At 68.3% G+C, this 20,876-nt stretch carries 21 protein-coding genes; 13 read left to right on the top strand and 8 right to left on the bottom strand.

The window, feature by feature from the left end; all coding sequences use genetic code 11:
* Nucleotides 1-123 precede the first annotated feature (123 nt).
* From ACOZHM_RS10935 to rsgA, 3 genes are all read right to left on the bottom strand, one after another.
* Nucleotides 124-2,418 (bottom strand): TonB-dependent receptor, encoded by a 2,295-nt coding sequence (locus ACOZHM_RS10935; protein WP_421569278.1) that lies wholly within the window; start codon nucleotides 2,416-2,418, stop codon nucleotides 124-126.
* Between the two features lie 172 nt (nucleotides 2,419-2,590).
* Complete coding sequence (locus ACOZHM_RS10930) at nucleotides 2,591-3,832, bottom strand: flavohemoglobin expression-modulating QEGLA motif protein (protein WP_421569397.1); 1,242 nt, start codon at nucleotides 3,830-3,832, stop codon at nucleotides 2,591-2,593.
* Between the two features lie 123 nt (nucleotides 3,833-3,955).
* Nucleotides 3,956-5,047, bottom strand: coding sequence for a ribosome small subunit-dependent GTPase A (gene rsgA / locus ACOZHM_RS10925; RefSeq protein ID WP_421569277.1), 1,092 nt, complete (start codon nucleotides 5,045-5,047; stop codon nucleotides 3,956-3,958).
* Nucleotides 5,048-5,180: 133 nt separating this feature from the next.
* Here rsgA and ACOZHM_RS10920 point away from each other — a divergent pair, with 133 nt between their 5' ends.
* Genes ACOZHM_RS10920 through ACOZHM_RS10905 form a run of 4 tightly spaced genes read left to right on the top strand, consistent with a single transcriptional unit; the run spans nucleotide 5,181 to nucleotide 8,125 of the window.
* Nucleotides 5,181-6,455, top strand: a complete 1,275-nt coding sequence (locus ACOZHM_RS10920) for a pyridoxal phosphate-dependent aminotransferase (protein ID WP_421569276.1) — start codon at nucleotides 5,181-5,183, stop codon at nucleotides 6,453-6,455.
* 1 nt (nucleotide 6,456) lies between these two features.
* Complete coding sequence (locus ACOZHM_RS10915; RefSeq protein WP_421569275.1) at nucleotides 6,457-7,080, top strand: SGNH/GDSL hydrolase family protein; 624 nt, start codon at nucleotides 6,457-6,459, stop codon at nucleotides 7,078-7,080.
* A gap of 17 nt (nucleotides 7,081-7,097) precedes the next feature.
* Nucleotides 7,098-7,778, top strand: a complete 681-nt coding sequence (locus ACOZHM_RS10910) for a methyltransferase domain-containing protein (protein ID WP_421569396.1) — start codon at nucleotides 7,098-7,100, stop codon at nucleotides 7,776-7,778.
* Nucleotides 7,775-8,125: a hypothetical protein gene (locus ACOZHM_RS10905; RefSeq protein WP_421569274.1), complete on the top strand. Its 351-nt coding sequence runs from the start codon at nucleotides 7,775-7,777 to the stop codon at nucleotides 8,123-8,125. Before ACOZHM_RS10910 ends, ACOZHM_RS10905 begins: the two co-directional genes overlap by 4 nt.
* Here the strand turns inward: ACOZHM_RS10905 and ACOZHM_RS10900 are convergent.
* Nucleotides 8,037-8,900: a polysaccharide deacetylase family protein gene (locus tag ACOZHM_RS10900; RefSeq protein WP_421569273.1), complete on the bottom strand. Its 864-nt coding sequence runs from the start codon at nucleotides 8,898-8,900 to the stop codon at nucleotides 8,037-8,039. The genes ACOZHM_RS10905 and ACOZHM_RS10900 overlap by 89 nt on opposite strands.
* A 59-nt stretch (nucleotides 8,901-8,959) precedes the next feature.
* On the opposite strand from ACOZHM_RS10900, the gene grxD reads away from it, so the two are divergent.
* A complete protein-coding gene (gene grxD, locus ACOZHM_RS10895; RefSeq protein ID WP_421569272.1) occupies nucleotides 8,960-9,886 on the top strand; it encodes a Grx4 family monothiol glutaredoxin in 927 nt (308 codons plus the stop codon).
* A 118-nt stretch (nucleotides 9,887-10,004) separates the two neighbouring features.
* Here grxD and ACOZHM_RS10890 read toward each other — a convergent pair whose 3' ends face one another.
* Nucleotides 10,005-10,544 (bottom strand): DUF924 family protein, encoded by a 540-nt coding sequence (locus ACOZHM_RS10890; RefSeq protein WP_421569271.1) that lies wholly within the window; start codon nucleotides 10,542-10,544, stop codon nucleotides 10,005-10,007.
* Nucleotides 10,545-10,597: 53 nt separating this feature from the next.
* A complete protein-coding gene (locus tag ACOZHM_RS10885; RefSeq protein WP_421569270.1) occupies nucleotides 10,598-11,374 on the bottom strand; it encodes an AMP nucleosidase in 777 nt (258 codons plus the stop codon).
* Nucleotides 11,375-11,592: 218 nt separating this feature from the next.
* On the opposite strand from ACOZHM_RS10885, the gene ACOZHM_RS10880 reads away from it, so the two are divergent.
* The 8 genes from ACOZHM_RS10880 to ACOZHM_RS10845 all read left to right on the top strand — a co-directional run bounded on the left by ACOZHM_RS10880 (nucleotide 11,593) and on the right by ACOZHM_RS10845 (nucleotide 19,525).
* The gene (locus tag ACOZHM_RS10880) at nucleotides 11,593-13,002 is read left to right on the top strand and encodes an amidohydrolase (protein WP_421569269.1); all 1,410 of its coding nucleotides are present in this window, start codon (nucleotides 11,593-11,595) and stop codon (nucleotides 13,000-13,002) included.
* 41 nt (nucleotides 13,003-13,043) lie between these two features.
* Nucleotides 13,044-14,297, top strand: coding sequence for an amidohydrolase family protein (locus tag ACOZHM_RS10875; RefSeq protein WP_421569395.1), 1,254 nt, complete (start codon nucleotides 13,044-13,046; stop codon nucleotides 14,295-14,297).
* 78 nt (nucleotides 14,298-14,375) lie between these two features.
* Nucleotides 14,376-15,014, top strand: coding sequence for a 2-hydroxychromene-2-carboxylate isomerase (locus ACOZHM_RS10870; protein ID WP_421569268.1), 639 nt, complete (start codon nucleotides 14,376-14,378; stop codon nucleotides 15,012-15,014).
* Nucleotides 15,015-15,139: 125 nt separating this feature from the next.
* Complete coding sequence (locus ACOZHM_RS10865) at nucleotides 15,140-16,084, top strand: DegV family protein (RefSeq protein ID WP_421569267.1); 945 nt, start codon at nucleotides 15,140-15,142, stop codon at nucleotides 16,082-16,084.
* Between the two features lie 105 nt (nucleotides 16,085-16,189).
* Nucleotides 16,190-16,525, top strand: coding sequence for a hypothetical protein (locus tag ACOZHM_RS10860; protein ID WP_421569266.1), 336 nt, complete (start codon nucleotides 16,190-16,192; stop codon nucleotides 16,523-16,525).
* A 328-nt stretch (nucleotides 16,526-16,853) separates the two neighbouring features.
* Complete coding sequence (locus ACOZHM_RS10855; RefSeq protein ID WP_421569265.1) at nucleotides 16,854-17,819, top strand: L,D-transpeptidase family protein; 966 nt, start codon at nucleotides 16,854-16,856, stop codon at nucleotides 17,817-17,819.
* A 4-nt stretch (nucleotides 17,820-17,823) separates the two neighbouring features.
* A complete protein-coding gene (locus ACOZHM_RS10850) occupies nucleotides 17,824-18,534 on the top strand; it encodes a M23 family metallopeptidase (protein ID WP_421569264.1) in 711 nt (236 codons plus the stop codon).
* 130 nt (nucleotides 18,535-18,664) lie between these two features.
* A complete protein-coding gene (locus ACOZHM_RS10845; protein WP_421569263.1) occupies nucleotides 18,665-19,525 on the top strand; it encodes a PA4780 family RIO1-like protein kinase in 861 nt (286 codons plus the stop codon).
* 68 nt (nucleotides 19,526-19,593) lie between these two features.
* Here the strand turns inward: ACOZHM_RS10845 and ACOZHM_RS10840 are convergent, their stop codons facing one another.
* Entirely contained in the window at nucleotides 19,594-19,920 is a 327-nt protein-coding gene (locus tag ACOZHM_RS10840) for a hypothetical protein (RefSeq protein WP_421569262.1), read from the bottom strand.
* A 74-nt stretch (nucleotides 19,921-19,994) separates the two neighbouring features.
* Nucleotides 19,995-20,870 carry a LysR family transcriptional regulator gene (locus tag ACOZHM_RS10835; protein ID WP_421569261.1) on the bottom strand — a complete coding sequence of 292 codons (876 nt, stop codon included), beginning with the start codon at nucleotides 20,868-20,870 and terminating at the stop codon, nucleotides 19,995-19,997.
* Between the last annotated feature and the right edge of the window lie 6 nt (nucleotides 20,871-20,876).

The following is a 20,876-nucleotide window of genomic DNA, read 5'->3' as shown; positions in this document are numbered from 1 at the left end:
GGCGTTTTGGCCCGGGCGGTTATACCGGGGTAACGGGGGGTTTTAATTTTTTTTCACCCCCCCCCCCCCGCCCGGGGGGCTTGGCATGGGTTCGCCCCCCCCGGTGGGGGGGGCGACGCGGAATCAGAATTCCGCGCTGACCGTCATGAACAATTGCCTTGGTGCGCTGGCGTGGATCGCGTAGCGGGTGCCGGTCGGGTCGGTCGGGGCGAAGGAGCTCAGCTGCCCCGCGTACCGCTTGTTGGTCAGGTTGGTGGCGTTGAGCGAGACCTTGATGTCGCGCAGGCCCAGCCCTGGCCCGAATGAGTAACCCGTACCCGCATCAAACGTGGTCACGCCCGGCACCGACTGGTCGTTGGTGTAGGTGTAATAGCGCTTGCCGGTGTACTTGGCGCGCAGGCTGGCGAAGAACCCGTCGCGGTTCCAGCTGATCTCGCTCGAGGCCATGCGCTGCGGCGTATCGACGGTGATCTTGCCGGCCACCGGCACCACTGCGCCGCCCGAGGTGTAGTCGTCCTGGTAGGTGCTCTTGTTCCACGACAGCGCGTTGTACCACTGCAGGCCATCCACCGGCTTGAAGATGAAGGTCAGCTCGGCGCCCTGGCTCTTCACCGAACCTACGTTGATGAAGCGGGTGATGCACTCCGGCCGCGTGCCCACTTCGATGCTGGTGCACGGGTTGAGCGACAGCAGGCGATTGTCGAACATCACATGGTAGGCGGCGATGGAGGCTTGGTACTTTTCGCCGAAGGTGCGGAAGCCTGCTTCGAACGAACGCGACTTCTCCGGCTCCAGGTCGTCCACGCTGGCCGCGAACGATTCCGGCGAGACCTGCAGCGGGCCACCGCTGCCGCCACCGACGAACGCGGCGATATTCTCGGCGTACGAGGCGAACAGCTCGTTGTTCTGGTTGAGCTTGAAGCCGATACCGGCCTGCGGCAGCACCGATTCCTTCGCGGTCAGCGTGCCCGACGCATAGCTGGCCTCGGTGCCCGGCTTGGACACGGCGCTCATGCGGGTGTTGGGGCTCTTGATGCCCACGTCCACGGTGAGGCGATCATCGAGGAAACGCATGCGGTCCTGCACGTAGAACTGGCGCGTGCGGATGTCGTAGTCCTGGTCGAACAGGCGGCGGTTGGGGTAATTGAGGTACCCGTCGTCGAGGAACGGCCCGGTGATGTAGTAGAAGTTGCGCTCGACGTTGTGGTCGTTGCGCTCGTACCAGAGCCCAGCTTCCAGTTCGTGCAGGCCCAGCTGCCAACTCAACGCGGCGGTGACGCCCTGGCGGTTGATGGTGTAGTTGGTACTGCGGATGGAGATCGGCAGCGCCTGCGGCGTGCCCGGGTTGGACGCCTGCCCGGGCGCCCACCAGTGGCCCTGGCCACGGTTCTCATGGTGGTACGCCAAGAGCTTCAGGCGCGCACTGTCGCCCAGCGCGAGGTCGGCGTCGAGCGAGTACAGGTTGTCGTCGCGCAGCGCGCGGCTCTGGTAGTACGCATCGTCGATGCTGTTGACGCCACCACTGAAGGCGCAGCGCTGCGCATTGTAGGTGGCCGGTGCGCAGTACGCGGCTGCCACGGCGCGGTCCCAGTCCGGTGCGTAGATGTTCCAGTCGTAGCCCAGTCCGCGCGCCAGCATGCTCTTGGACAGGTAGGCGTAGTTGGCCTGGCTGACCCGCGAGGTGGCGGCGAAGGCGCCGAAGCGATGCTCGCCCACATTCCATACCGCCTTGGCGTTGAACTGGCGGGTGGTCTGGTTCTGGTTCGGTTCGGCCCACATGTCTGCGTCCTGGTGAACGCCGGAGACGTAGGCCGAGAAGCCGTTGAGGTCGCCGGTGTCCACGCGCAGGAAGCCGCGGCGCTGGTTGTCGTCGCCCACGGTGACGCTGGCGCGGCCGCCGAATTCGGTGGACGGGTCCTGCGAGAAATACTGGATGGTGCCGCCCAGGTTGCTGGTGGACGCCACGCCGAGCGAGCCGATGCCCTGCGACAGCTCCGCACCGGCCAGGTTTTCGGCGATCAGCGCGCGGGCGATGCTCAGGCCGTTGTAGTTGCCGTAGCTGTTGTCGCCCAGCGGAATGCCATCCAGCGTGTAGCCCAGGCGGCTCTTGTCGAAGCCGCGCAGGCTGATGGTCTGCGATTCCTCATTGGCGCCGAACGCATCGTTGGACTGCACCGAGACACCCGGCAGGCGGTCGAGGATCTTCTGCGCGCTGGTGCCCGGCGGCAACACCTGCTTGTCCACGGCCGTGATGCGCTGTACCTGGCGGGTCTCGCCCTGTCCGATCACCGACACGGTGTCCAGGGTGCGGGCGCTGGATGCGCCGCTGGCATCGAGGGCGGCATCGACATCAGCGGCGTGCGCGTTGGCAGCGCACAGCGCGATCGCCACGGCGATCGTCAGGGGTCGGTTGAGCATGGGGGTCCGTTGCGTAATGGAGATGGCCTGCGCGGGGCAGGTGCGCGGCCATCTTGGAGACGCAACATGAAGGGATTCTTACGCTTTGATGCGGCGCCGTTCAAAGTGCGACGCGGCGCATGGATTGCGGGGGGGGGGCAACAGCGCACGCACCAACGGTGCGTACCTACCGTCACTCCGCCGCAAGCTGATCCATGCGGATGCGATTGGCGAACAGCGAGAACGCGAGCATGCCGGCCAGGCCGTTGGCGCGGCTCACCCAGTGCGGCAGCCAGCGCGGCGGGCGCAGGATGCCTTCTTCGAACAGCGGCGCGAAGTCGATGGCGTCGGTGAGCGACATCTTGCCGGCGAACAGCCAGCGGCAGACCTGCAACCGGTCCTCGGCCAGCATGTGGCGGAAGAAGGTATGCACCGACACCAGCCCGCGCAGGTACACGGTGTCCTTGGTGAATGCCGCGCCGCCGGTGGCCGGCACGCCACGGAACACGCGCTGGGCCGAGGCGAAGCTCTCTTCGTTGTTCTGCCCGGCATCGCAGAAGTAACGGAACACCTGGATGAAATCGGCGCCCTCGCGTGCCATGGCGATGGCCTCGGTGCGCAGGCTGATGCGCTTGAGCCGTTCGATGTCGATGCTGCCGGTGATCTGCTCGGCGAACGTGGCCAGGCCTTCCTGGGTGGCGGTCACGCGCGGCGAGGACAGCGCCAGGCTGGGCAGGTGCGGCTGTTCGCGTCCATTGAGCGCGGTGAGCGAATGCACCAGCGCTTCGTGGTGGAACAGCTGGGCGCGGTCGTAGGCGCTGAAGCGCGCACTGGTACGCAGGCGGATGCGGGTGGGGCCGGCGGCGGCCTTGGAGATCAGCTCCGGGTCGAGCTGCACGCTGATGATGCGCGATTCGAAGAACGCGTCCAGGTCGCTCTGCAGCTGCAGTTGCAGCGCGGTGGCCGATACCGGCACCTGTTCTTCCGGCGCGAGCAGTTCGTGGTCCAGCTCTTCGGCGATCTGGATGAAGTGGCGCGCGGCATCCCGGGTGCTGGGGCCGTTGCCGGGCAGCGGCTGTTCGGGTGAGCCGAACAGTTCCACCGAGTAGCGGTCCACGGCGGCGGTGCCCAGCGATTCGAGCAGCCCGGCGGCGAGGTCCCAACTGTGCGCGGAACGCTGCACGTACAGGCCGATGGGGTGGTTGGGATCGCACAGGGCGCTGATCGCGGCCAGCTCGCGGCGGGTGTCGGCGAAGTCCAGCTTGGGATAGTCCAGCACCGGCAACTCCGGTTGGCCGCGCGCCACGCTGGCCAGAAACGGCGCCTGCAGCGAGGCCGGCCAGCTGGTCAGCCCGAGCAGTTTGATGCCGCCAACGGCCTCCACCAGGCGCGCGTCGAGCGCGGTGTGGTGGGCCACGTCACGATCCAGGGTCATGGGCGTGCTGTGAGGTGCGATGCTCATGACGGGGACATTAGCAGGGTATGAGGCCAACGATCAGGCGTTCATGACGACGGAACGAAGTGCAGCCACCCACGGGGTGGCTCTACGCGCCGCCTCTCAGCGTTTTTTTCCCGGCGGGCGCCACTGCGCGCCCTTGCTCACATGCTTGCGCTCCAGCGCCTGCTGGGTTTGGCGCACGGCCAGCTTGGCGGCGGCCGCCGCCACTTCGTCCTTCAGCTTGAAGTAGTTGAGCAGGCGCTCTTCATCCAGCTCACCCGAATCAATGGCGGCACGTACCGCACAGCCCGGCTCACGCTGGTGGGCGCAATCACGGAAGCGGCACTGCGCAGCCAATGCTTCGACGTCGGCGAACCCCACTTCGCCCAGCGCTTCTTCGCCGGTGGGCTTGAGCTCACGCATACCGGGGGTGTCGATCAGGCAGGCGCCCGACGGCATCGGAATCAGCGCGCGGTGGGTGGTGGTGTGGCGACCCTTGGAATCGTTGCCCCGCACTTCGGCGGTCTTCATCAGCTCGTAGCCGAGCAGCGTGTTGGTCAGGGTCGACTTGCCGGCGCCGGAGGAACCGACCAGCACCACGGTCTTGCCCGCGCCCAGCCACGGCAGCAGAGCACTGGCGCTGGCCGGGTCGCGGCCGTTGATGGCCAGCAGCGGAATGTCCTGCGCGGCCAGCTCTTCCAGTACCGCCAGGGCGTCTTCGCTGTACTCGGTCTGGTCGGCCTTGGTCAGTACTACCACCGGCTGCGCGCCGCCACCACCCACCAGCATCAGATAGCGTTCGATCCGGCGCGGGTTGAAGTCGGCATCCAGCCCGCAGACGATGAACACGGTATCGATATTGGCCGCGATGACCTGCTGGTGGTAATGCTCGCCGGCCGCGCCGCGCTTGATCGCGGTGCGCCGCGGCAGCAGGGCCACGATCAGCTTGCCGTCCAGCAGCACCCAGTCGCCCACCGCCGCACGCTCGTGGCTGGGGAAGCGCGGCCGCTGCCATTCGGCGGGGGACTCGGTCTTGATGGCCGCCCCGGGGGCGTCGGCCACCACGTAGCCGGTGCGGTGCTGCTCGACCACCCGGCCCGGGCGGGCCTGCGGGTGGGCGTCGAACAGGGCCTGCCAGGCCGGCAGTTCGGGGGCGCCTGCCCACGGCCAGCCCATGGTCTGCAGGGCACGGAAATCGATTGGTTCGCTCATCGGGCCATTCTACCTGTCCTTTGTTCCGAGCCATTGCCGACAACTGCCCGCCGGTATTGAGAATTTTCCCCTTGCCCTGCAACGCAACAATTCCGCTACCATGCGATTTCCATGCCCGAACCACGGCCCAGTCATGTCCACGCCCCCGCTGAAGCCGCTCGCCACCCGCGAGCGCCTGTCCGAAGTCCGCTACGAGATCCGGGGCGAACTGGCGCGGCGAGCGCGTGAGCTGGAGGCCCAGGGCCGCAAGCTCATCAAGCTGAACATCGGCAACCCCGGCAACTTCGGTTTCCGCGCGCCCGAGCACCTGCAGCGCGCCATTGCCGACGACATGGGCCGCACCGACCCGTATACCCACCAGCAGGGCCTGCCCGAGGCCCGCGAGGCCATCGCCGCCGCCTATGCGCGCCGGGGGGCCCCGGATGCGCATCCGGACCGGGTGTTCATCGGCAACGGCGTGAGCGAGCTGATCGACCTGTCGCTGCGCGCCCTGCTCAACCCCGGCGACGAAGTGCTGGTGCCCTCGCCCGACTACCCGTTGTGGTCGGCGGCCACCATCCTCAACGACGGCCGCCCGGTGTATTACCGCTGCGCGCCGGAGAACGGCTTCCAGCCGGACCCGGTGGAGATCGAGACGCTGGTGTCCTCGCGCACCCGCGCCATCGTGCTGATCAACCCGAACAACCCCAGCGGCGCCAGCTATTCGCGCGAGCTGCTGGAGCGCATCGTGGCCATCGCGGCCAAGCACAACCTGCTGCTGATGGTCGATGAGATCTACGACCAGATCCTGTACGACGGGGCCCAGTTCCAGCCGGTTGCGCCGCTGGCCGGCGACCACCCCTGCATCACCTTCAGCGGGCTGAGCAAAGTGCACCGCGCCTGTGGCTGGCGCGTGGGCTGGGCGATGCTGTCCGGCGCGGCCGAGCGCCTGGGCGAGTTCCGCGCGGCGATGGACCTGCTCAGCGCGCTGCGCCTGTGCGCCAACGTGCCGGGCCAGTACGCGATCGACGCGGCGGTGAACGGACCGGACACGGTGTCGGCGCTGTGCGCCCCGGGCGGCCGGTTGTACGAGACCCGCCGCGCGGTGATCGAGGCCTGCAATGCCAGCGAGCACCTGTCGCTGGTGGCCCCCGCCGGTGCGCTGTACGCGTTCCCGGCGGTGGTCGGCCCCGCCGCGCGCAGCTTCGACGACCATGATTTCGCGCTGGAACTGATGAACGAGGAAGGCGTGCTGGTGGTACCGGGCTCGAGCTTCAACGTGCCCTACCGCCACCACTTCCGGGTGACCCTGCTGCCGGAAGCCGAGGTCATGCGCGACGTGTTCGCCCGCATCGACCGGGCGCTGGCGCGCCGCGCCGAGGCCAACACCAAGGTGGTACCGCTCAAGCCGCGCAGCGCGGTGGCCTGAGGTGGCGCTGGCCTACCTGGCGCTGGGCGATTCCTACACCGTCGGTGAGGGCGTGGCCCCGGCCGAGCGCTGGCCGGTGCAGTTGGCCACGGCGCTACAGGAAGCCGGCCACGTGGTGGCCGAACCGCAGATCATCGCCACTACCGGCTGGACCACCGACGAGCTGGATGCCGGCATCGATGCGGCCGCCCCGCACGGTCCGTTCGGGCTGGTCAGCCTGCTGATCGGGGTCAACGACCAGTACCGCGGGCGCAGCGTGGACGACTACCGCCCGCGCTTCACCGCGCTGCTGCAGCGCGCGCTTGGCTTCGCCGGCAACCAGCCGCGGCATGTGCTGGTGCTGTCGATTCCGGATTGGGGCGTGACCCCGTACGCACGCGAGCACCACCGCGACCCGGTGCAGATCGCACGCGAACTGGACGCCTACAACGCGGCCGCGCGGGCCATCTGCGCCGAACACGCGGTGGCGTTCGTGGACATCACCGGCATCAGCCGCGAACGCGGCGCGGAGCCGGCGATGCTGGTCGACGACGGCCTGCACCCCTCCGGCGCGATGTATACCGAATGGACGCGGCGGGCCCTGCCGGTTGCCCGCACACTACTCGACGACGAGGCAGCACACTGAGCACGGACGCGTTACCACTGGCCAGGGAACAGGCCCACCGCATCGCCGATGCGTACCTGCCGGCGCAGCGCTTCGGCAACCGGCGCGATTATTACTACAGCCGCGGCAAGCTCGGCAGCGACCCGCTGTATCCGGGCGTGCTGGCGGCGCTGACCCCGTGTTCGCAGCCGCTGCTGGATATCGGCTGCGGGCTGGGGCTGCTGGCGCATGTGCTGCGGCAGAACCAGCGCACGCAGGCCTACTTCGGCGTGGATATCGACGCGGACAAGATCGCCCGTGCGCAACGTGCCGGGACGCGTGCCGCGCTGGCCAATGCACGCTTTGCCTGCGTGGATGCCAGCGCCGCGCTGCCCGACCACCACGGCAGCGTGGCGCTGCTGGATGTTCTGCAATACCTGCCGGCAGAGGCCCAGCCGGTGCTGCTGCGCGAGGCCGCCGCGCGCGTCGCGCCCGGTGGGCGGCTGGTGATCCGCACGACGCTGGCCGACAACAGCGGCCGCGACCGCACGACCCGCATCACCGACATGCTCGCTCACCTGGTGGGCTGGATGGGCACGCGGCCGCGCCACTACCCGGACGCCGCCAGCGTGCGTGCGCCGCTGGATGCGGCCGGATTGCAGGTGGAAATGACGCCGCTGTACGGCAACACGCCGTTCAACAACTGGCTGGTGACAGCGGTGCGCGGAGACGCGGTTTGAACGCTCCACGGCCGCGCCATTCCGCGTTGGGCATCGCCGCGCTGGTGGTGAGCCTGGTGGCGCTGGTGGTGTTCGCCGTGACCGCGCATGTGGCCCACCTGCCCCGCTATGCGGGCATGCACGAGGTGCCGGTGGCGGTGCTGGTGATGCTGTTCGTGGGCTTGGGGGTGGCGGGGGTCGGGCTGCTGCTGGGCATCGGCAGCGTGCTTCAGCATCAGCGCCGCCGGGTAACCGGGGTGCTGGCGCTGGGGTTGTCGATCACGTTGTTGTGGGCGCAGGCGTCGCTGGGGAGCTGGGTTCACCAGCAGTGGCAGGATGCGCATCCGACGGTGGATGCCCCCCATTAGGGATCGGTAACACCGCGCGCAAGCCGCGGGTCTGCGTTTCCTTCAGCACCGCCTCGATGATGGCGAGATTGTGGCCGTGGGCGGCGCCTTCGTGGAGCAGCACGATGGCGCCCGGGCGCAGGGTGGCGGTGATGCGGTCGACGACCTGCTGCGGCTGGCAGTTCACGCCGTCGAAGCCGCGCGCGCTCCAGCCCACCCGGGTCAGGCCCCAGCGCTTCAGCGCCGGGGCGACGAACGGGTTGGTCATGCCCACCACCGAGCGGTACCAGCGCGGCGGAGTGCCGGCGATGTCGGTGAGGGCCTGCTGGCAGTGGGCGATCTCGTCGGCCATCGTGGCCGGGCCCAGCCGCCAAAAGCGGGTCTGCGGGTGGCGGTGGCTGTGGTTGCCCAGGTCGTGGCCCCGGGCCAGCACCTGCCGGACCTGCTCCGGGTGCGCGGCGGCGCGTTCGCCGACCATGAAGAAGGTGGCCTTGGCCTGGTAGCGGTCCAGCAGGTCCAGCACGGCCGGGGTTTCGGCGGACGGGCCGTCGTCGATGGTCAGCCACACCTGCGGCGCGCTACCGGGCAGGCGGCTCAGCACCGGCGCGTAGAAGCGGCTGTTGGGCAGGAACACGGGCACCATGAACAGGGCGTGCGAGGCCACCATCAGCGGCAGCCCCACCCTCCAGCCGCAGGCCCACCAGACCCCCGCCACGGCGAGCTGGGACAGCACCAGCCAGGGCAGCCAGCGCCACGGGCGGCGGGGAATGCGATGCAACGTTTCCGGTTCGGTCATGCCCCATGATGCCATGCCGCGTAGAATGGGCGGTTCGAAAATACCCGGACCCGACCGTCATGTCCCTTGATCCCGCCCTGCGCTCGCGCATCGAATCCATCCTCAACGCCAACCGCGTCGTGCTGTTCATGAAGGGCCAGCCGAGCATGCCGCAGTGCGGGTTCTCGGCCAAGGCCGTGGGCGCGCTGAACGACCTGGGTGTCGAGTTTGCCCACGTCAACGTGCTGGCCGACCAGGACATCCGCGAAGGCATCAAGGCCTACGGCGACTGGCCCACCATCCCGCAGCTGTACATCGACGGCGAGCTGGTCGGCGGCAGCGACATCATCCTGCAGATGGCCGGCAGCGGTGAACTGAGCAGCGTGCTGGGCCTGGCCGCACCCGACCGCACCCCGCCGCGCATCACCGTGACCCCGGCCGCGGTGGAAATGCTGCGTGGCGCACTGGCCGACGCGCCGGGCGCGTCGCTGCAGCTGGGCATCGATGCCAGCTACCAGCCGAACTTCCAGCTGGCCCCGCACGACGACAACGCGATCGCCGCCGAGTCCAACGGCCTGCGCGTGCAGTTCGACGCGGCCAGCGCGCGCCGCGCCGAAGGCATCACCATCGACTGGGTGGACGACATCCGCGGCAAGGGCCTGGCCATCGACAACCCGAACGCGCCCAAGGCCGTGCAGGAACTGGCCGTGCGTGACGCAGACGACCAGCGCCGCGCCGGCAGCGTGATCGTGGTGGACGTGCGCCCGGCCGACGAGCGCGCCATTGCCGCGATCAACGCCCCGTTCGAGACCTTCGACGGCGACAACCGCGCGCGCCTGGAAGCCCTGCCCAAGGACACCGCACTGGCCTTCCTGTGCCACCACGGTGGCCGCAGCGCGCAGGCCGCCGAGCAGTTCCGTGCACTGGGCTTCAGCAAGGTCTACAACATCACCGGCGGCATTGATGCCTGGTCGAACGATGTGGACAACAGCGTGCCGAAGTACTGATAGCGGATTGAATCGCGAAGCGTAAAAAGAACGCCGGCATTGCCGGCGTTTTTTTGTTCAATCAGGCTGCCCAGCAACCACCGGTAGAGCGACGCCATGCGTCGCTGCAAGGCAACCGTCAGCCAGCAAACCCGCCCTCAGCCAGATAATCCAACTCCTCGGGCGTAGGCATCCGCCCCAACACCGCATTCCGGTGCGGGAAACGCCCGAAGCGGCGGATGATGTCGCGGTGCAGTTCGGCGTACTGCAGGTATTCCTTGTCGCCCAGCACGTCGAACATCGATACCGAACGTTCCTGGTCCTGCGGGTCTTCGGAATGCTCGAACGGCAGGTAGATGAAGGCGCGCAGCTTCGGCACCAGCTGCAGGTCCAGCCCCTCCTCCACCGCGCGCATCGCGTAGTGGCGGGCCAGGCCGTCGGTGGCGTAGGAATGGGCGGTGTCGCGGAAGCAATTGCGCGGAAACTGGTCGAGCAGGATCATCAGCGCCAGCGCGCCGTCAGCCGTGCCCAGCCAATGCTCGCGCGCACGGCGGGCGGCGGCGTAGTGCTCGTCCAGGAACGCCTGACGGAAACGCGCATCGAACGCGTCATCGCGCGCGAACCACTGCTGCGGCCCCGCGTTGCGCCAGAATTCCACTACTTGTGCCGCCACGTCCATTCAATACCCCTGCGGGCGGCGCGCCTCCAGGGCGCCCACCCATGCCATTGCCATCACTCGTCAAAGCGCAGGTGGCGGACCGACTTGCCGTTGCGCCGTATAAGCTTAAGCGCCTCGATGCCAATCTGGATATGGTTTTCGACGAACTGGGAGCTGACCTTGGCGTCGGAGGCTTCAGTCTTGACCCCGTCGGGGATCATCGGCTGGTCGGACACCAGCAGCAGCGCGCCGATCGGGATGTGGTTGGCGAAGCCGGCCGCGAACAGGGTGGCGGTCTCCATGTCGATGGCCATGCAGCGCATCAGCCGCAGTTTTTCCTTGAACGCCTCGTCGTGTTCCCAGACGCGCCGGTTGGTGGTGTACACGGTGCCGGTCCAGTAGTCGTGGCCGAGGTCGCGGATGGTGGTGGAGACCGCACGCTGCAGCGCGAACGCCGGCAGGGCCGGCACTTCCGGCGGCAGGTAGTCCGACGAGGTGCCTTCGCCACGGATCGCCGCGATCGGCAGGATCAGGTCGCCCAACTGGTTCTTGCGCTTGAGCCCGCCACACTTGCCCAGGAACAGCACCGCCTTGGGCATCACCGCCGACAGCAGGTCCATGACGATGGCCGCGTTCGGGCTGCCCATGCCGAAGTTGATCAGGGTGATGTCGTCGCTGGTCACGCTGGCCATCGGCCGGTCCATGCCCTGGATGGGCGCGCCGGTGAGCTGGGAGAAGGTGTGCAGGTAGCCACCGAAATTGGTGAGCAGCACGTGCTGGCCGAACTGGTCCAGCGGCACGCCGGTGTAGCGTGGGAGCCAGTTCGTTACGATTTCCTGTTTGTTTTTCATGTCGTTTCCTTTTTTTATTTGCGGCAGCCGACTAACAGTCGGCTCTACCCAGTCGGCTCTACCCGGTCGGCTCTACCCCGTCGGGCTACCCGGCAATTGTCCTGCGCCGCATCGAATTGGCAAGCTGCAGGCACGCGGCGCAGGCGGTTCGCCACTTGGCAAGGCGGCACCCAGCAGATAGCGTCACCGGGGTTCGTTCACGCCACACCGGGGAAAACATGCGCACTCGATTGACCGCTGGGCTGGGCCTGGCGCTGTTCACACTGGCCGCGCCGTCGGCGCCCGCCGCCTCGCGGTTCACGCAGGATCCGTACCCGAGCACCTATGCGCCGATCGCCTCGGCACCGGTACTGATCCGCAACGCCACCGTGCTCACCGGCACCGGTGCGCGCCTGGAGCAGGCCGATGTGCTGCTGCGCGACGGCCGCATCGCCGCCGTCGGCACCGCGCTGGCCGTGCCCGCCGACGCGGTGCAGGTGGATGGCAGCGGCAAGTGGGTTACCCCCGGCATCATCGACGTGCATTCGCACCTGGGCGTGTACCCCAGCCCCGGCGTCAGCGCGCACAGCGACGGCAACGAGATGACCGCACCGGTCACCGCCAATGTCTGGGCCGAGCATTCGGTGTGGCCGCAGGACCCCGGCTTTGCCGCGGCGCTGGCCGGCGGCGTGACCTCGATGCAGGTGCTGCCCGGCTCGGCCAACCTGGTCGGCGGGCGCGGCGTGACGCTCAAGAACGTGCCCGCCACGACCTACCAGGCCATGAAATTCCCCGGCGCGCCGTGGGGCCTGAAGATGGCCTGCGGCGAGAACCCCAAGCGCGTCTACGGCGGCGGCAAGGGCGTGGCGCCCGGCACCCGCATGGGCAACGTGGCCGGCTACCGCGCCGCGTTCATCGATGCCAGCGAGTACCTGGCCAAGAACACGCCGAAGAAGGTGAAGCGCAAGCGCTGGTTCGGCGGCAGCGACAAGGGCGACAGCGCCGGTGATACCGGCGGCAAGCGCGACCTGAAGCTGGATACGCTGGCCGGTGCCATCGACGGCGACATCCGCGTGCACATCCACTGCTACCGCGCCGATGAAATGGCCACCATGCTCGACCTGTCCAAGGAGTTCGGCTTCAAGATCGCCGCGTTCCACCACGGCGTGGAGGCCTACAAGCTGGCCGACCGGCTGGCCGAAGAAGGCGTCTGCGGCGCACTGTGGGCCGACTGGTGGGGCTTCAAGATGGAGGCCTTCGACGGCATCCAGGAGAACATCGCACTGGTCGACCGCCCGGCCAACAGCTGCGCGATCGTCCATTCGGATTCGCCCGAAGGCATCCAGCGCCTCAATCAGGAGGCGGCCAAGGTGATCGCCAACGCGCGCCGCGCCGGCATGCAGATCGCGCCGGAACGCGCGATCGGCTGGCTGACCTACAACGCCGCGCGCTCGCTGGGCGTGGAGAAGCAGACCGGCAGCCTGGAGGTGGGCAAGATGGGCGATGTGGTGGTCTGGAATGGCAGCCCCTTCAGCTCCTACGCATTGGCCGAAAAGGTCTACATCGACGGCCACCAGGTCTACGACCGCAACGACGTGCGCCGCCAGCCGCTGTCGGACTTCATGCTTGGCCAGGAGGCACGCCCGTGACCGTTCGTACCCATGATCGACGCGCGCGCCGCGCCCGCGCCCTGCGACGCAGCGTGGTGCTGCTGGCCCTGCTGGGCGCCGTGCCCGCCAGCTGGGCGCAGGACCTGCTGATCCGCAACGCCACCGTGCATACCGCCAGCGCGCGCGGCAGCCTGGAGCACAGCGACGTGCTGGTCCAGGGCGGGGTGATCCGCGCCGTGGGCAGCGGCCTGGCCGCACCGGCCGGCGCCACCGTGGTGGAGGCCAACGGCCGCCCGCTGACCCCGGCGTTCTTTGGCGGCATCACCGATATCGGCATCGATGAAGTCTCCGGCGAGTCCACCACCGTGGACAGCGGGCTGAAGCTCCAGGACCAGCCCATGCGCCCGGAGTTCGACGTCACCCTGGCCTACAACCCGGCCTCGGTGCTGATTCCGGTCGCGCGGCTGGACGGCATCGGCTTCACTGCATTGGGCGCCAACACCGACGGCAGCTTCATCGCCGGCCAGGGCGGCGTGATGCGGCTGGACGGCAGCGCCGATCCGATCGGCCCGCGGGCGTTGTTCATCCGGCTCGGGTCGTCCGGCGCCGAACTCACCGGCAGCTCGCGTGCGGCGCAGTGGATGCTGCTGGAGCAGATGGTGAGCGAAGCCCGCAACCGGGTGCCGGTCGATTCGCCGCACGCCCTGCTCACCCCCGCCGGCCGCGCCACGCTGGCGCGCTACCTGGCGGGCCAGGGGCGGCTGGTGGTGGAGGTGGACCGCGCGGCGGACATCCGCCAGCTGCTGCGCTTTGCCGCACGCGAGAAGGTAAGCATCGCCATTGCCGGCGGTGCGGAGGCGTGGCGGGTGGCGCCGTTGCTGGCGCAGGCGAACGTGCCGGTGTTCGTGGATGCGCTGGGCAACCTGCCGGCCAGCTTCGACCAGTTGGGCGCCACCCTGGAAAACGCGGCGCGGCTGCACGCGGCCGGCGTGCAGGTCAGCTTCGCCCAGCGCGACGATGCCTCGCACAACGCGCGCAAGATGCGCCAGCTGGCCGGCAATGCGGTGGCCAACGGGCTGCCCTGGCAGGACGGCCTGGCCGGCCTGACCCGGGTCCCCGCCCAGGTGCTGGGCGTGGGCGACAAGCTGGGCAGCATCGAGCCGGGCAAGCTGGCCGACCTGGTGCTGTGGGAAGGCGACCCGCTGGATGTGGGGCACTACGCCGAGCAGGTCTGGCTGGGTGGGCGCGCCATGCCGATGCGTTCGCGCCAGACCGAGCTGCGCGACCGCTACGCCGCCCCGGCCACCCGCGAACCAAGGGCATATTCGCGCTAAGGTCATGCCAACGCCGGGCCCTGCCCGGCCGCAATCCGTAGAGCCAGGCCCTGCCTGGCTGCGCCGCCGAGGAACCCCATGACCCTGCGCTGGTACTTCGATTTCGTCTCGCCGTTCGCCTACCTGCACTGGCAACGGCTGAAAACCCTGCCGCAGTTCGAGCGGATCACCCCGGTGCCCATCGCCTTCGGCGCGGTGCTGCACCACATGGGCAACCTGGGCCCGGCGGAGATTCCGGCCAAACGCCGTTTCACCTACCGGCAGGTGCTCTGGCAGGCGCAGCAGCAGGGTACGCCGCTGCGCTTTCCGCCCGGCCACCCGTTCAACCCGCTGGCCGCGCTGCGCCTGTGCCTGGCGGCGGGCGCCACGCCGGCATCGGTGGATATCCTGTTCAACTGGATCTGGCGCGACGGCCGCGCCGCCGATACCCCGCAGGCACTGGCCCTGCCCGGCGCGATGCTGGACGTGGCCGACGTGGCGGCCGCCGTGGCAGCACCGTCGGTGAAGGAGCAACTGCGCCAGAACACCGAAGCAGCGATTGCCGCCGGCGTGTTCGGCGTGCCGACCCTGGCCATCGATGGCGAGTTGTTCTGGGGCAACGAGAGCCACCCGTTGATGGTGGCGGTGCTGGCCGACCCGGGCCTGCTGCAGCAGCCGGAATGGCAGCGGGTGGTGGAACTGCCGGTGGCGGTGGAGCGCAGCCGGCCTGCGGGATGACACGGACGGGGCGGCGTTGGCCGCGGCCCACGCCGAAGATGAAAGTCCTGGTCAGGTAACCGGAGCGTTTTTGAGATAGCTTTCACATTTCCGAACCTACACCCTGCCTGGAGGGGGCAAACAGGATGCGCATCGGAATCGTGGTCGACTCTGCCTGTGATCTACCGCAGGACTTCATCCAGCAGCACAACATCGTGCTGCTGCCCATTACCGTGCGGATCGGCGAGGCCGTGCTGGCCGACCACCGCGACGAGCAGGCAACCCTGAGTTTCCTGCATGCCCATGTTGCCGAGAACGGCGCCGAGGCGGAAACCATTCCCTTCAGCGTGGTGCAGATCCGCGATCTGTTCCTGGGCAAGCTGGTGATCGATTACGACCATGTGTTCTGCATGACGATCACCAAGACCCGCAGCCCCATCTACGACAACGCGATGCAGGCCAGCTTCGCGATCCTCAACGACTACAAGCCAGTGCGCCAGGCGGCAGGCTTCAACTCGCCGTTCGCGCTGCGGGTGCTGGATACCCAGAACCTGTTCGCCGCCCAAGGCATCACCGCGGTCGAAGCGGTGCGCCTGCGCGACAGCGGCGCCGGCGTGGCGCAGATCCGCGAACGGCTGGAACAGCTGGCGTTGAACGTGCACGGCTACATGGTCACCCGCGACCTGTACTACATGCGTGCCCGCGCCCGCCACAAGGGCGACCGCAGCGTGGGCCTGATCAGCGCCGCGCTGGGCAGCGCGCTGGACATCAAGCCGGTACTGCACGGCTACCGCGGCACGACCGGCCCGGTGGCCAAGATCAAGGGCTTCGACAACGCGGTGCAGAAGCTGTTCGACTTCGTCGGCCAGCGGGTCAAGGGCGGGCTGATGACGCCTGCGGTCTGCGTCAGCTACGGCGGCGAACTGGCCGACCTGCAGGCGCTGCCGGGGTATGCCAGCCTGCGCGAGACCTGCAAGGCGCACGGGGTAGAGCTGTTTGAATCGGTGATGAGCCTGACCGGCATGGTCAACGTGGGCAAGGGTGCGGTGACCGTGGGGTTCGCCGACGAACCGCATACGTTTACCGCCTGACAGCTGACGCCGGACCGTCCCCGGGACGGTCCGGACGGCGGCCGGTTTCTGCACACCGATTGCACCGTGAATCTGCCACGCTTGCCGCATTCAACGGAGGCCACCATGTCGCAGTACTTCATCAGCTTGCCGGACCCTTCCAAGGCCCGCGGCAACGATTCCGACCTTTCCTTCCACTCGCAGAGCGCCGCCGGCTTCGCCGAGGAGCTGCAGGAGGCGCTGCAGACCACCCAGCTGTTCGACCGCTGGCGCGCCAAGCAGCCCGATCCGGATGCGGTGGAATCGCAGTGGGGCGCGACCGACCCGGCCGCGACGGTCACCGGTGAGCAGAAAGACCTGCGCATCAACCTGGTCGCCACCACCACCATCAACAGCGACGTGTTCAAGGAACGCCTGCGCCTGCTCGCCGGCCACCACTGGGAACTGCGCGACGTGCGTTGACGCCGAATGGGTTACGCCGGTCGGGGTTACGCCCGATGGGGTGCGGGGTTACGCCCGACGGGGTAGAGCCGACTGTTAGTCGGCCAGGCGCGCAGCGCCGGCGTTTGATTGCGTTTTTGATTGTGTCGCGGAAGGTCGCGGAAGGCAGCCGACTAACAGTCGGCTCTACCCAGTCGGCTCTACCCAGTCGGTTCCAACCGGTCCAGCCGGTCGGTTCCATCCAGTCGGGTGTTTCCCATCAACGCCGGTCAGCTTCCCGTCAGGCATTTCACAAGGCCCGTGCAGCACGCTCCGGCATGGTGGGATCGAACCTGCCCTGGAGTACTAAATGCCGCTGCGACTGCCTGCCTCCGCTTCCCTGCTTGCCCTCGCACTGGCCGCTGCGGCACCCGCGCTGGCGCAGGCCCCGGCCGCCCTGCCCGCGCCCATTGCCGAAGACGGCGCCGTTGCCACCGGCCCGCGGTCGGACTTGCATGTGCAGGTGCTGCTGGACCGCGCGCACTTTTCGCCGGGACAGATCGACGGGTTGCCGGGGTCCAACCAGAAGCGCGCCGTTGCCGGCCTCCAGGCCGCACGCGGGCTGAAGGTGACCGGCGAGCTGGATGACGCGACGTGGGAAATCCTGCGCGCGGCCGACACGCCGCCACTGGTCAGCTACACCCTCACCGCCGAGGACGTGGCCGGGCCGTTCCAGCCGATTCCGAAGAAGCCCGCCGAGCAGGCCAAGCTCAAGGCGCTGGGCTTTGGCTCGGTGGGTGAGGCGCTGGGCGAGCGCTTCCATGCCGACCCGAAACTGCTGCAGGCACTGAACCCCGGCATGGACCTGGGCAAGGCCGGCAGCACGATCCAGGTACCCAACATCGCACCGGCGGCATTGCCCAAGGCCGCCAAGCTGGTGATCGACAAATCCGATTCCACGCTGCGCCTGTATGACGCGGCCGGCAAGGTGTACGCGCAGTTCCCGGTGTCGTCGGGCAGCCAGCATGACCCGCTGCCGATCGGTGACTGGAAGATCCTGGGCATCTCGCGGGAGCCGACCTTCCACTACAACCCCAAGCTGTTCTGGGACGCCAAGGCCGGTGACCGCAAGGCCACCCTGCCGCCGGGCCCGAACAATCCGGTGGGCCGGGTCTGGATCGACATCTCCAAGCCGCACTACGGCCTGCACGGTACCCCCGAGCCCGGGCATGTGGGCAAGACCGAGTCGCACGGCTGCGTGCGGATGACCAACTGGGACGCGCTGCAGGTGGCCGATGCGGTGGACGCCTCGGTGCCCGTGGTGATGCAGGAGTAACCCGATGATGCTGACCCGACTGCTGGCGCTAGGCGTGGTACTGGGGGTCGTAGGCTGGTGGCTGCTGGTATCGGGGCCGTCCGAGGTCGTGGTAGAGCGGGGCTCTGCCCCGCTGCACGTAGACCCAAGCCGGGCAGAGCCCGGCGCTCCCCCCCGCGCCGTAGAGCGGGGCTCTGCCCCGCTGGCCTTGGAAGGCTCTGCCCCGCTGCGCGTAGACCCGAGCCGGGCAGAGCCCGGCGCTACCCCGTTGGCCGCGGAATCCGCCGCCGCCCCTTCGGGGCTACTGCTGCCCGTACAGGGCATCACCCCCGCGCAGCTGCAGGACACCTTCACCGACGCGCGCAGCGAAGGCCGGGTGCACGATGCGATCGATATCCTGGCGCCCGACGGCACCCCGGTGCTGGCGGTGGCAGACGGCACCATCGAGAAACTCTTCAACAGCGAGCGCGGCGGGCTGACGGTCTACCAGTTCGAGCCCGGCGGTACGTATTGCTATTACTACGCCCACCTGCAGCGCTACGCAGATGGCCTGGCCGAGAAGCAGGTGGTCAAGCGCGGCGAGGTGATCGGCTACGTCGGCAGCACCGGCAACGCCAGCCCGGATGCCCCGCACCTGCACTTCGAGATCCACCGGCTGGGCCCGGAGAAACAGTGGTGGAAGGGGGAGTCGCTCAACCCCTACCCGGTGCTGCGCGGCGAGCAGGCCCTGCGCTGACCGGGCGGCGGCGCCCGCCAAATGAACCGGGACGGGCCGCACGATTGGCCCCGCCGACGCGAAGGTGCGAGAATCCCCGACCCTCCCTTGCCGGCCGGCGTACCCTCGCCCGCCCCCGACCCGAGCCTACGTGAAAACCCCCGAAAGCCTGCAGGCGCTGATCGAAGACGGCGTGATCGACGAAGTACTGCGCCCGCTGAAAAGCGGCAAGGAAGCAGCCGTGTATGTGGTCCGCAGCGGCGACGACGTGCGCTGCGCCAAGGTCTACAAGGACATGGCCCAGCGCAGTTTCAAGCAGCGCGTGCAGTACCAGGAGGGTCGCAAGGTGCGCGGCAGCCGCGAGGCGCGTGCAGTGGGCAAGGCGAGCAACTACGGCCGCAAGCAGCAGGAAACCGCCTGGAAGAACACCGAGGTCGACGCGCTGTACCAGCTGCGCGACGCCGGCGTGCGCGTGCCGGAGCCCTATGGGTATTTCCATGGCGTGCTGGTGATGGAACTGGTCACCGACGCCGAGGGCTTCTCCGCCGCGCGCCTGGGTGAAGTGGAACTGGAGGCCGACCAGGCCCGCGAGTTCCACCAGGTGCTGGTGCGCCAGGTGGTGCTGATGCTGTGCTGCGGCCTGATCCACGGCGACCTTTCTCCGTACAACGTGCTGGTCGGTCCGGATGGCCCGGTGGTGATCGACTTCCCGCAGGTGGTCAGTGCGGGTGGCAACAACGCCGCGCGCAGCATGCTGCTGCGCGACGTCAACAACCTCACCGCCTACCTCGGCCGCTCGGCGCCGGAACTGCTGGACACCTGGTATGGCGAAGAGATGTGGGCGCTGTTCGAGGCCGGCGAGCTGCTGCCTGACAGCCCGCTCACCGGCACGTTCGTGCACGACGAATCCACCATCGACCTGGACAGCGTGCGCCACGCCATCAACGACGCACGCGAAGAAGCACTGATCCGCCAGCAGGGCCGCGAGGCGGCGGAAGAAGACGACGATTGAGGGGGTAGAGCCACCCCATGGGTGGCTGCCCAGCGCCTGACCGAACAGCAGCCACCCATGGGGTGGCTCTACGCGTTGAAGCGCCATGCGGCTACCGCGATGGCCGCGGCCAACGCCAGGCCGATCGCCAGCCCAAACTGCAGCCGGAACGGAATCGGCACGCCACCCAGCGTGCGTTCCATCGTGCGCGTGTCCAGCACCCAGCCGTGCTGGCACTGCGGGCAGGCCAGCTGGTAGCGCTTGGCGTAGACCATGCCGAACAGCAGGTCGAACTCGGCGAACTTGTAGCGCAGCTGCGGCTCGAACCCGGTGACCTCATCGCAGCGCGGGCAATGGCGCGGCTCCGGCGGCCCGACCACCAGCACCCGTTCGCCCTGCCCGATCATGAACATCATGGGGAAACGTCCTTGTACGCGCGGATTCGCGGGAATGTATCGCAACCGGACGGCTTACGCCACGCCGTGCACCGCTAGCGCAACGCAGCGTCCAGCTGCCCGGCCAGATGGTCGAAGACACTTCGCGCGCGACGCACGCGGCGCAGGCTTCTGGGCATGGCCAACCACACGTCCAGCGTGAATCCGAAGGCATCCTCCAGCACCGGAACCAGATCGTAGCGCCGCGCGATCACCCGATGGCAGGGGCCCACGCCGAGTCCACTACGGATTGCCGCCAGCTGCCCGAGATGGGCATCGCTTCGAAAGCGCATCTGCTCCGCCGGCGTCGTCATGCCGTGCTGTTGCAGGGTATGCAGGTTGCCCGCGTTGCGATCCGGCCCGACCCATTCCTGTACCTGCTGAAGCGACGCCGGCACGCCATACCGTGCCAGATAGTCGCGACTGGCATGGAGACCCACGTGGCTGCGTCCAACCCGCCGCGCCACCACATCCGGTTCAACGGGCCGAAGCGTACGCAGCGCGATATCCACTTCCTGCAGCAGCAATGCTTCCACGCGGTCGGTCAGGCTGAGTTCGCAGCGTACACCCGGGCACGCATCCGCCAGGCCCTGCAGGGCAGGAACCAGCAGTTCGCAGCCCAGCAGTTCGCTGGCCCCGATCCGTACCGCGCCCAGTTCCAGCTGGGTCCGACCGCTTGCGTCACGTGCCATCGCGTCGACCGCAAATGCCATGGCCTGGACATGGCGTGCAAGCCCCTGGGCAGCCTCGGTGGGAATAAGCGCGGTCGCAGACCGGTTGAACAGTTCGACGCCCAGCGACTGTTCGAGCGCATCGATGCGTCGGCGCACCGTGGCCTGGGCGGTGCCCATGCTCCGCGCGGCGGCGGACAGGCTGCCCGCCGCCATGACGGCCATGAACGCCTGGTGGTGGCTCCATTCAATGTTGCTCATACATTT

The organism is Stenotrophomonas sp. PD6 (genome assembly GCF_049199305.1).
Lineage (GTDB): Bacteria > Pseudomonadota > Gammaproteobacteria > Xanthomonadales > Xanthomonadaceae > Stenotrophomonas.
Note: the sequence above shows the minus strand (reverse complement) of the source record. Positions and strands in the feature narration are given on the sequence as shown.

Coding starts and splice junctions, on each gene's coding strand:
- ACOZHM_RS10850 (WP_421569264.1), top strand. CDS start 17,824: ATGATGCTGACCCGACTGCTGGCGCTAGGCGTGGTACTGGGGGTCGTA.
- ACOZHM_RS10855 (WP_421569265.1), top strand. CDS start 16,854: ATGCCGCTGCGACTGCCTGCCTCCGCTTCCCTGCTTGCCCTCGCACTG.
- ACOZHM_RS10865 (WP_421569267.1), top strand. CDS start 15,140: ATGCGCATCGGAATCGTGGTCGACTCTGCCTGTGATCTACCGCAGGAC.
- rsgA (WP_421569277.1), bottom strand. CDS start 5,047: ATGAGCGAACCAATCGATTTCCGTGCCCTGCAGACCATGGGCTGGCCG.
- grxD (WP_421569272.1), top strand. CDS start 8,960: ATGTCCCTTGATCCCGCCCTGCGCTCGCGCATCGAATCCATCCTCAAC.
- ACOZHM_RS10880 (WP_421569269.1), top strand. CDS start 11,593: ATGCGCACTCGATTGACCGCTGGGCTGGGCCTGGCGCTGTTCACACTG.
- ACOZHM_RS10840 (WP_421569262.1), bottom strand. CDS start 19,920: ATGATGTTCATGATCGGGCAGGGCGAACGGGTGCTGGTGGTCGGGCCG.
- ACOZHM_RS10890 (WP_421569271.1), bottom strand. CDS start 10,544: ATGGACGTGGCGGCACAAGTAGTGGAATTCTGGCGCAACGCGGGGCCG.
- ACOZHM_RS10835 (WP_421569261.1), bottom strand. CDS start 20,870: ATGAGCAACATTGAATGGAGCCACCACCAGGCGTTCATGGCCGTCATG.
- ACOZHM_RS10920 (WP_421569276.1), top strand. CDS start 5,181: ATGTCCACGCCCCCGCTGAAGCCGCTCGCCACCCGCGAGCGCCTGTCC.
- ACOZHM_RS10885 (WP_421569270.1), bottom strand. CDS start 11,374: ATGAAAAACAAACAGGAAATCGTAACGAACTGGCTCCCACGCTACACC.
- ACOZHM_RS10860 (WP_421569266.1), top strand. CDS start 16,190: ATGTCGCAGTACTTCATCAGCTTGCCGGACCCTTCCAAGGCCCGCGGC.
- ACOZHM_RS10870 (WP_421569268.1), top strand. CDS start 14,376: ATGACCCTGCGCTGGTACTTCGATTTCGTCTCGCCGTTCGCCTACCTG.
- ACOZHM_RS10930 (WP_421569397.1), bottom strand. CDS start 3,832: ATGACCCTGGATCGTGACGTGGCCCACCACACCGCGCTCGACGCGCGC.
- ACOZHM_RS10935 (WP_421569278.1), bottom strand. CDS start 2,418: ATGCTCAACCGACCCCTGACGATCGCCGTGGCGATCGCGCTGTGCGCT.
- ACOZHM_RS10900 (WP_421569273.1), bottom strand. CDS start 8,900: ATGACCGAACCGGAAACGTTGCATCGCATTCCCCGCCGCCCGTGGCGC.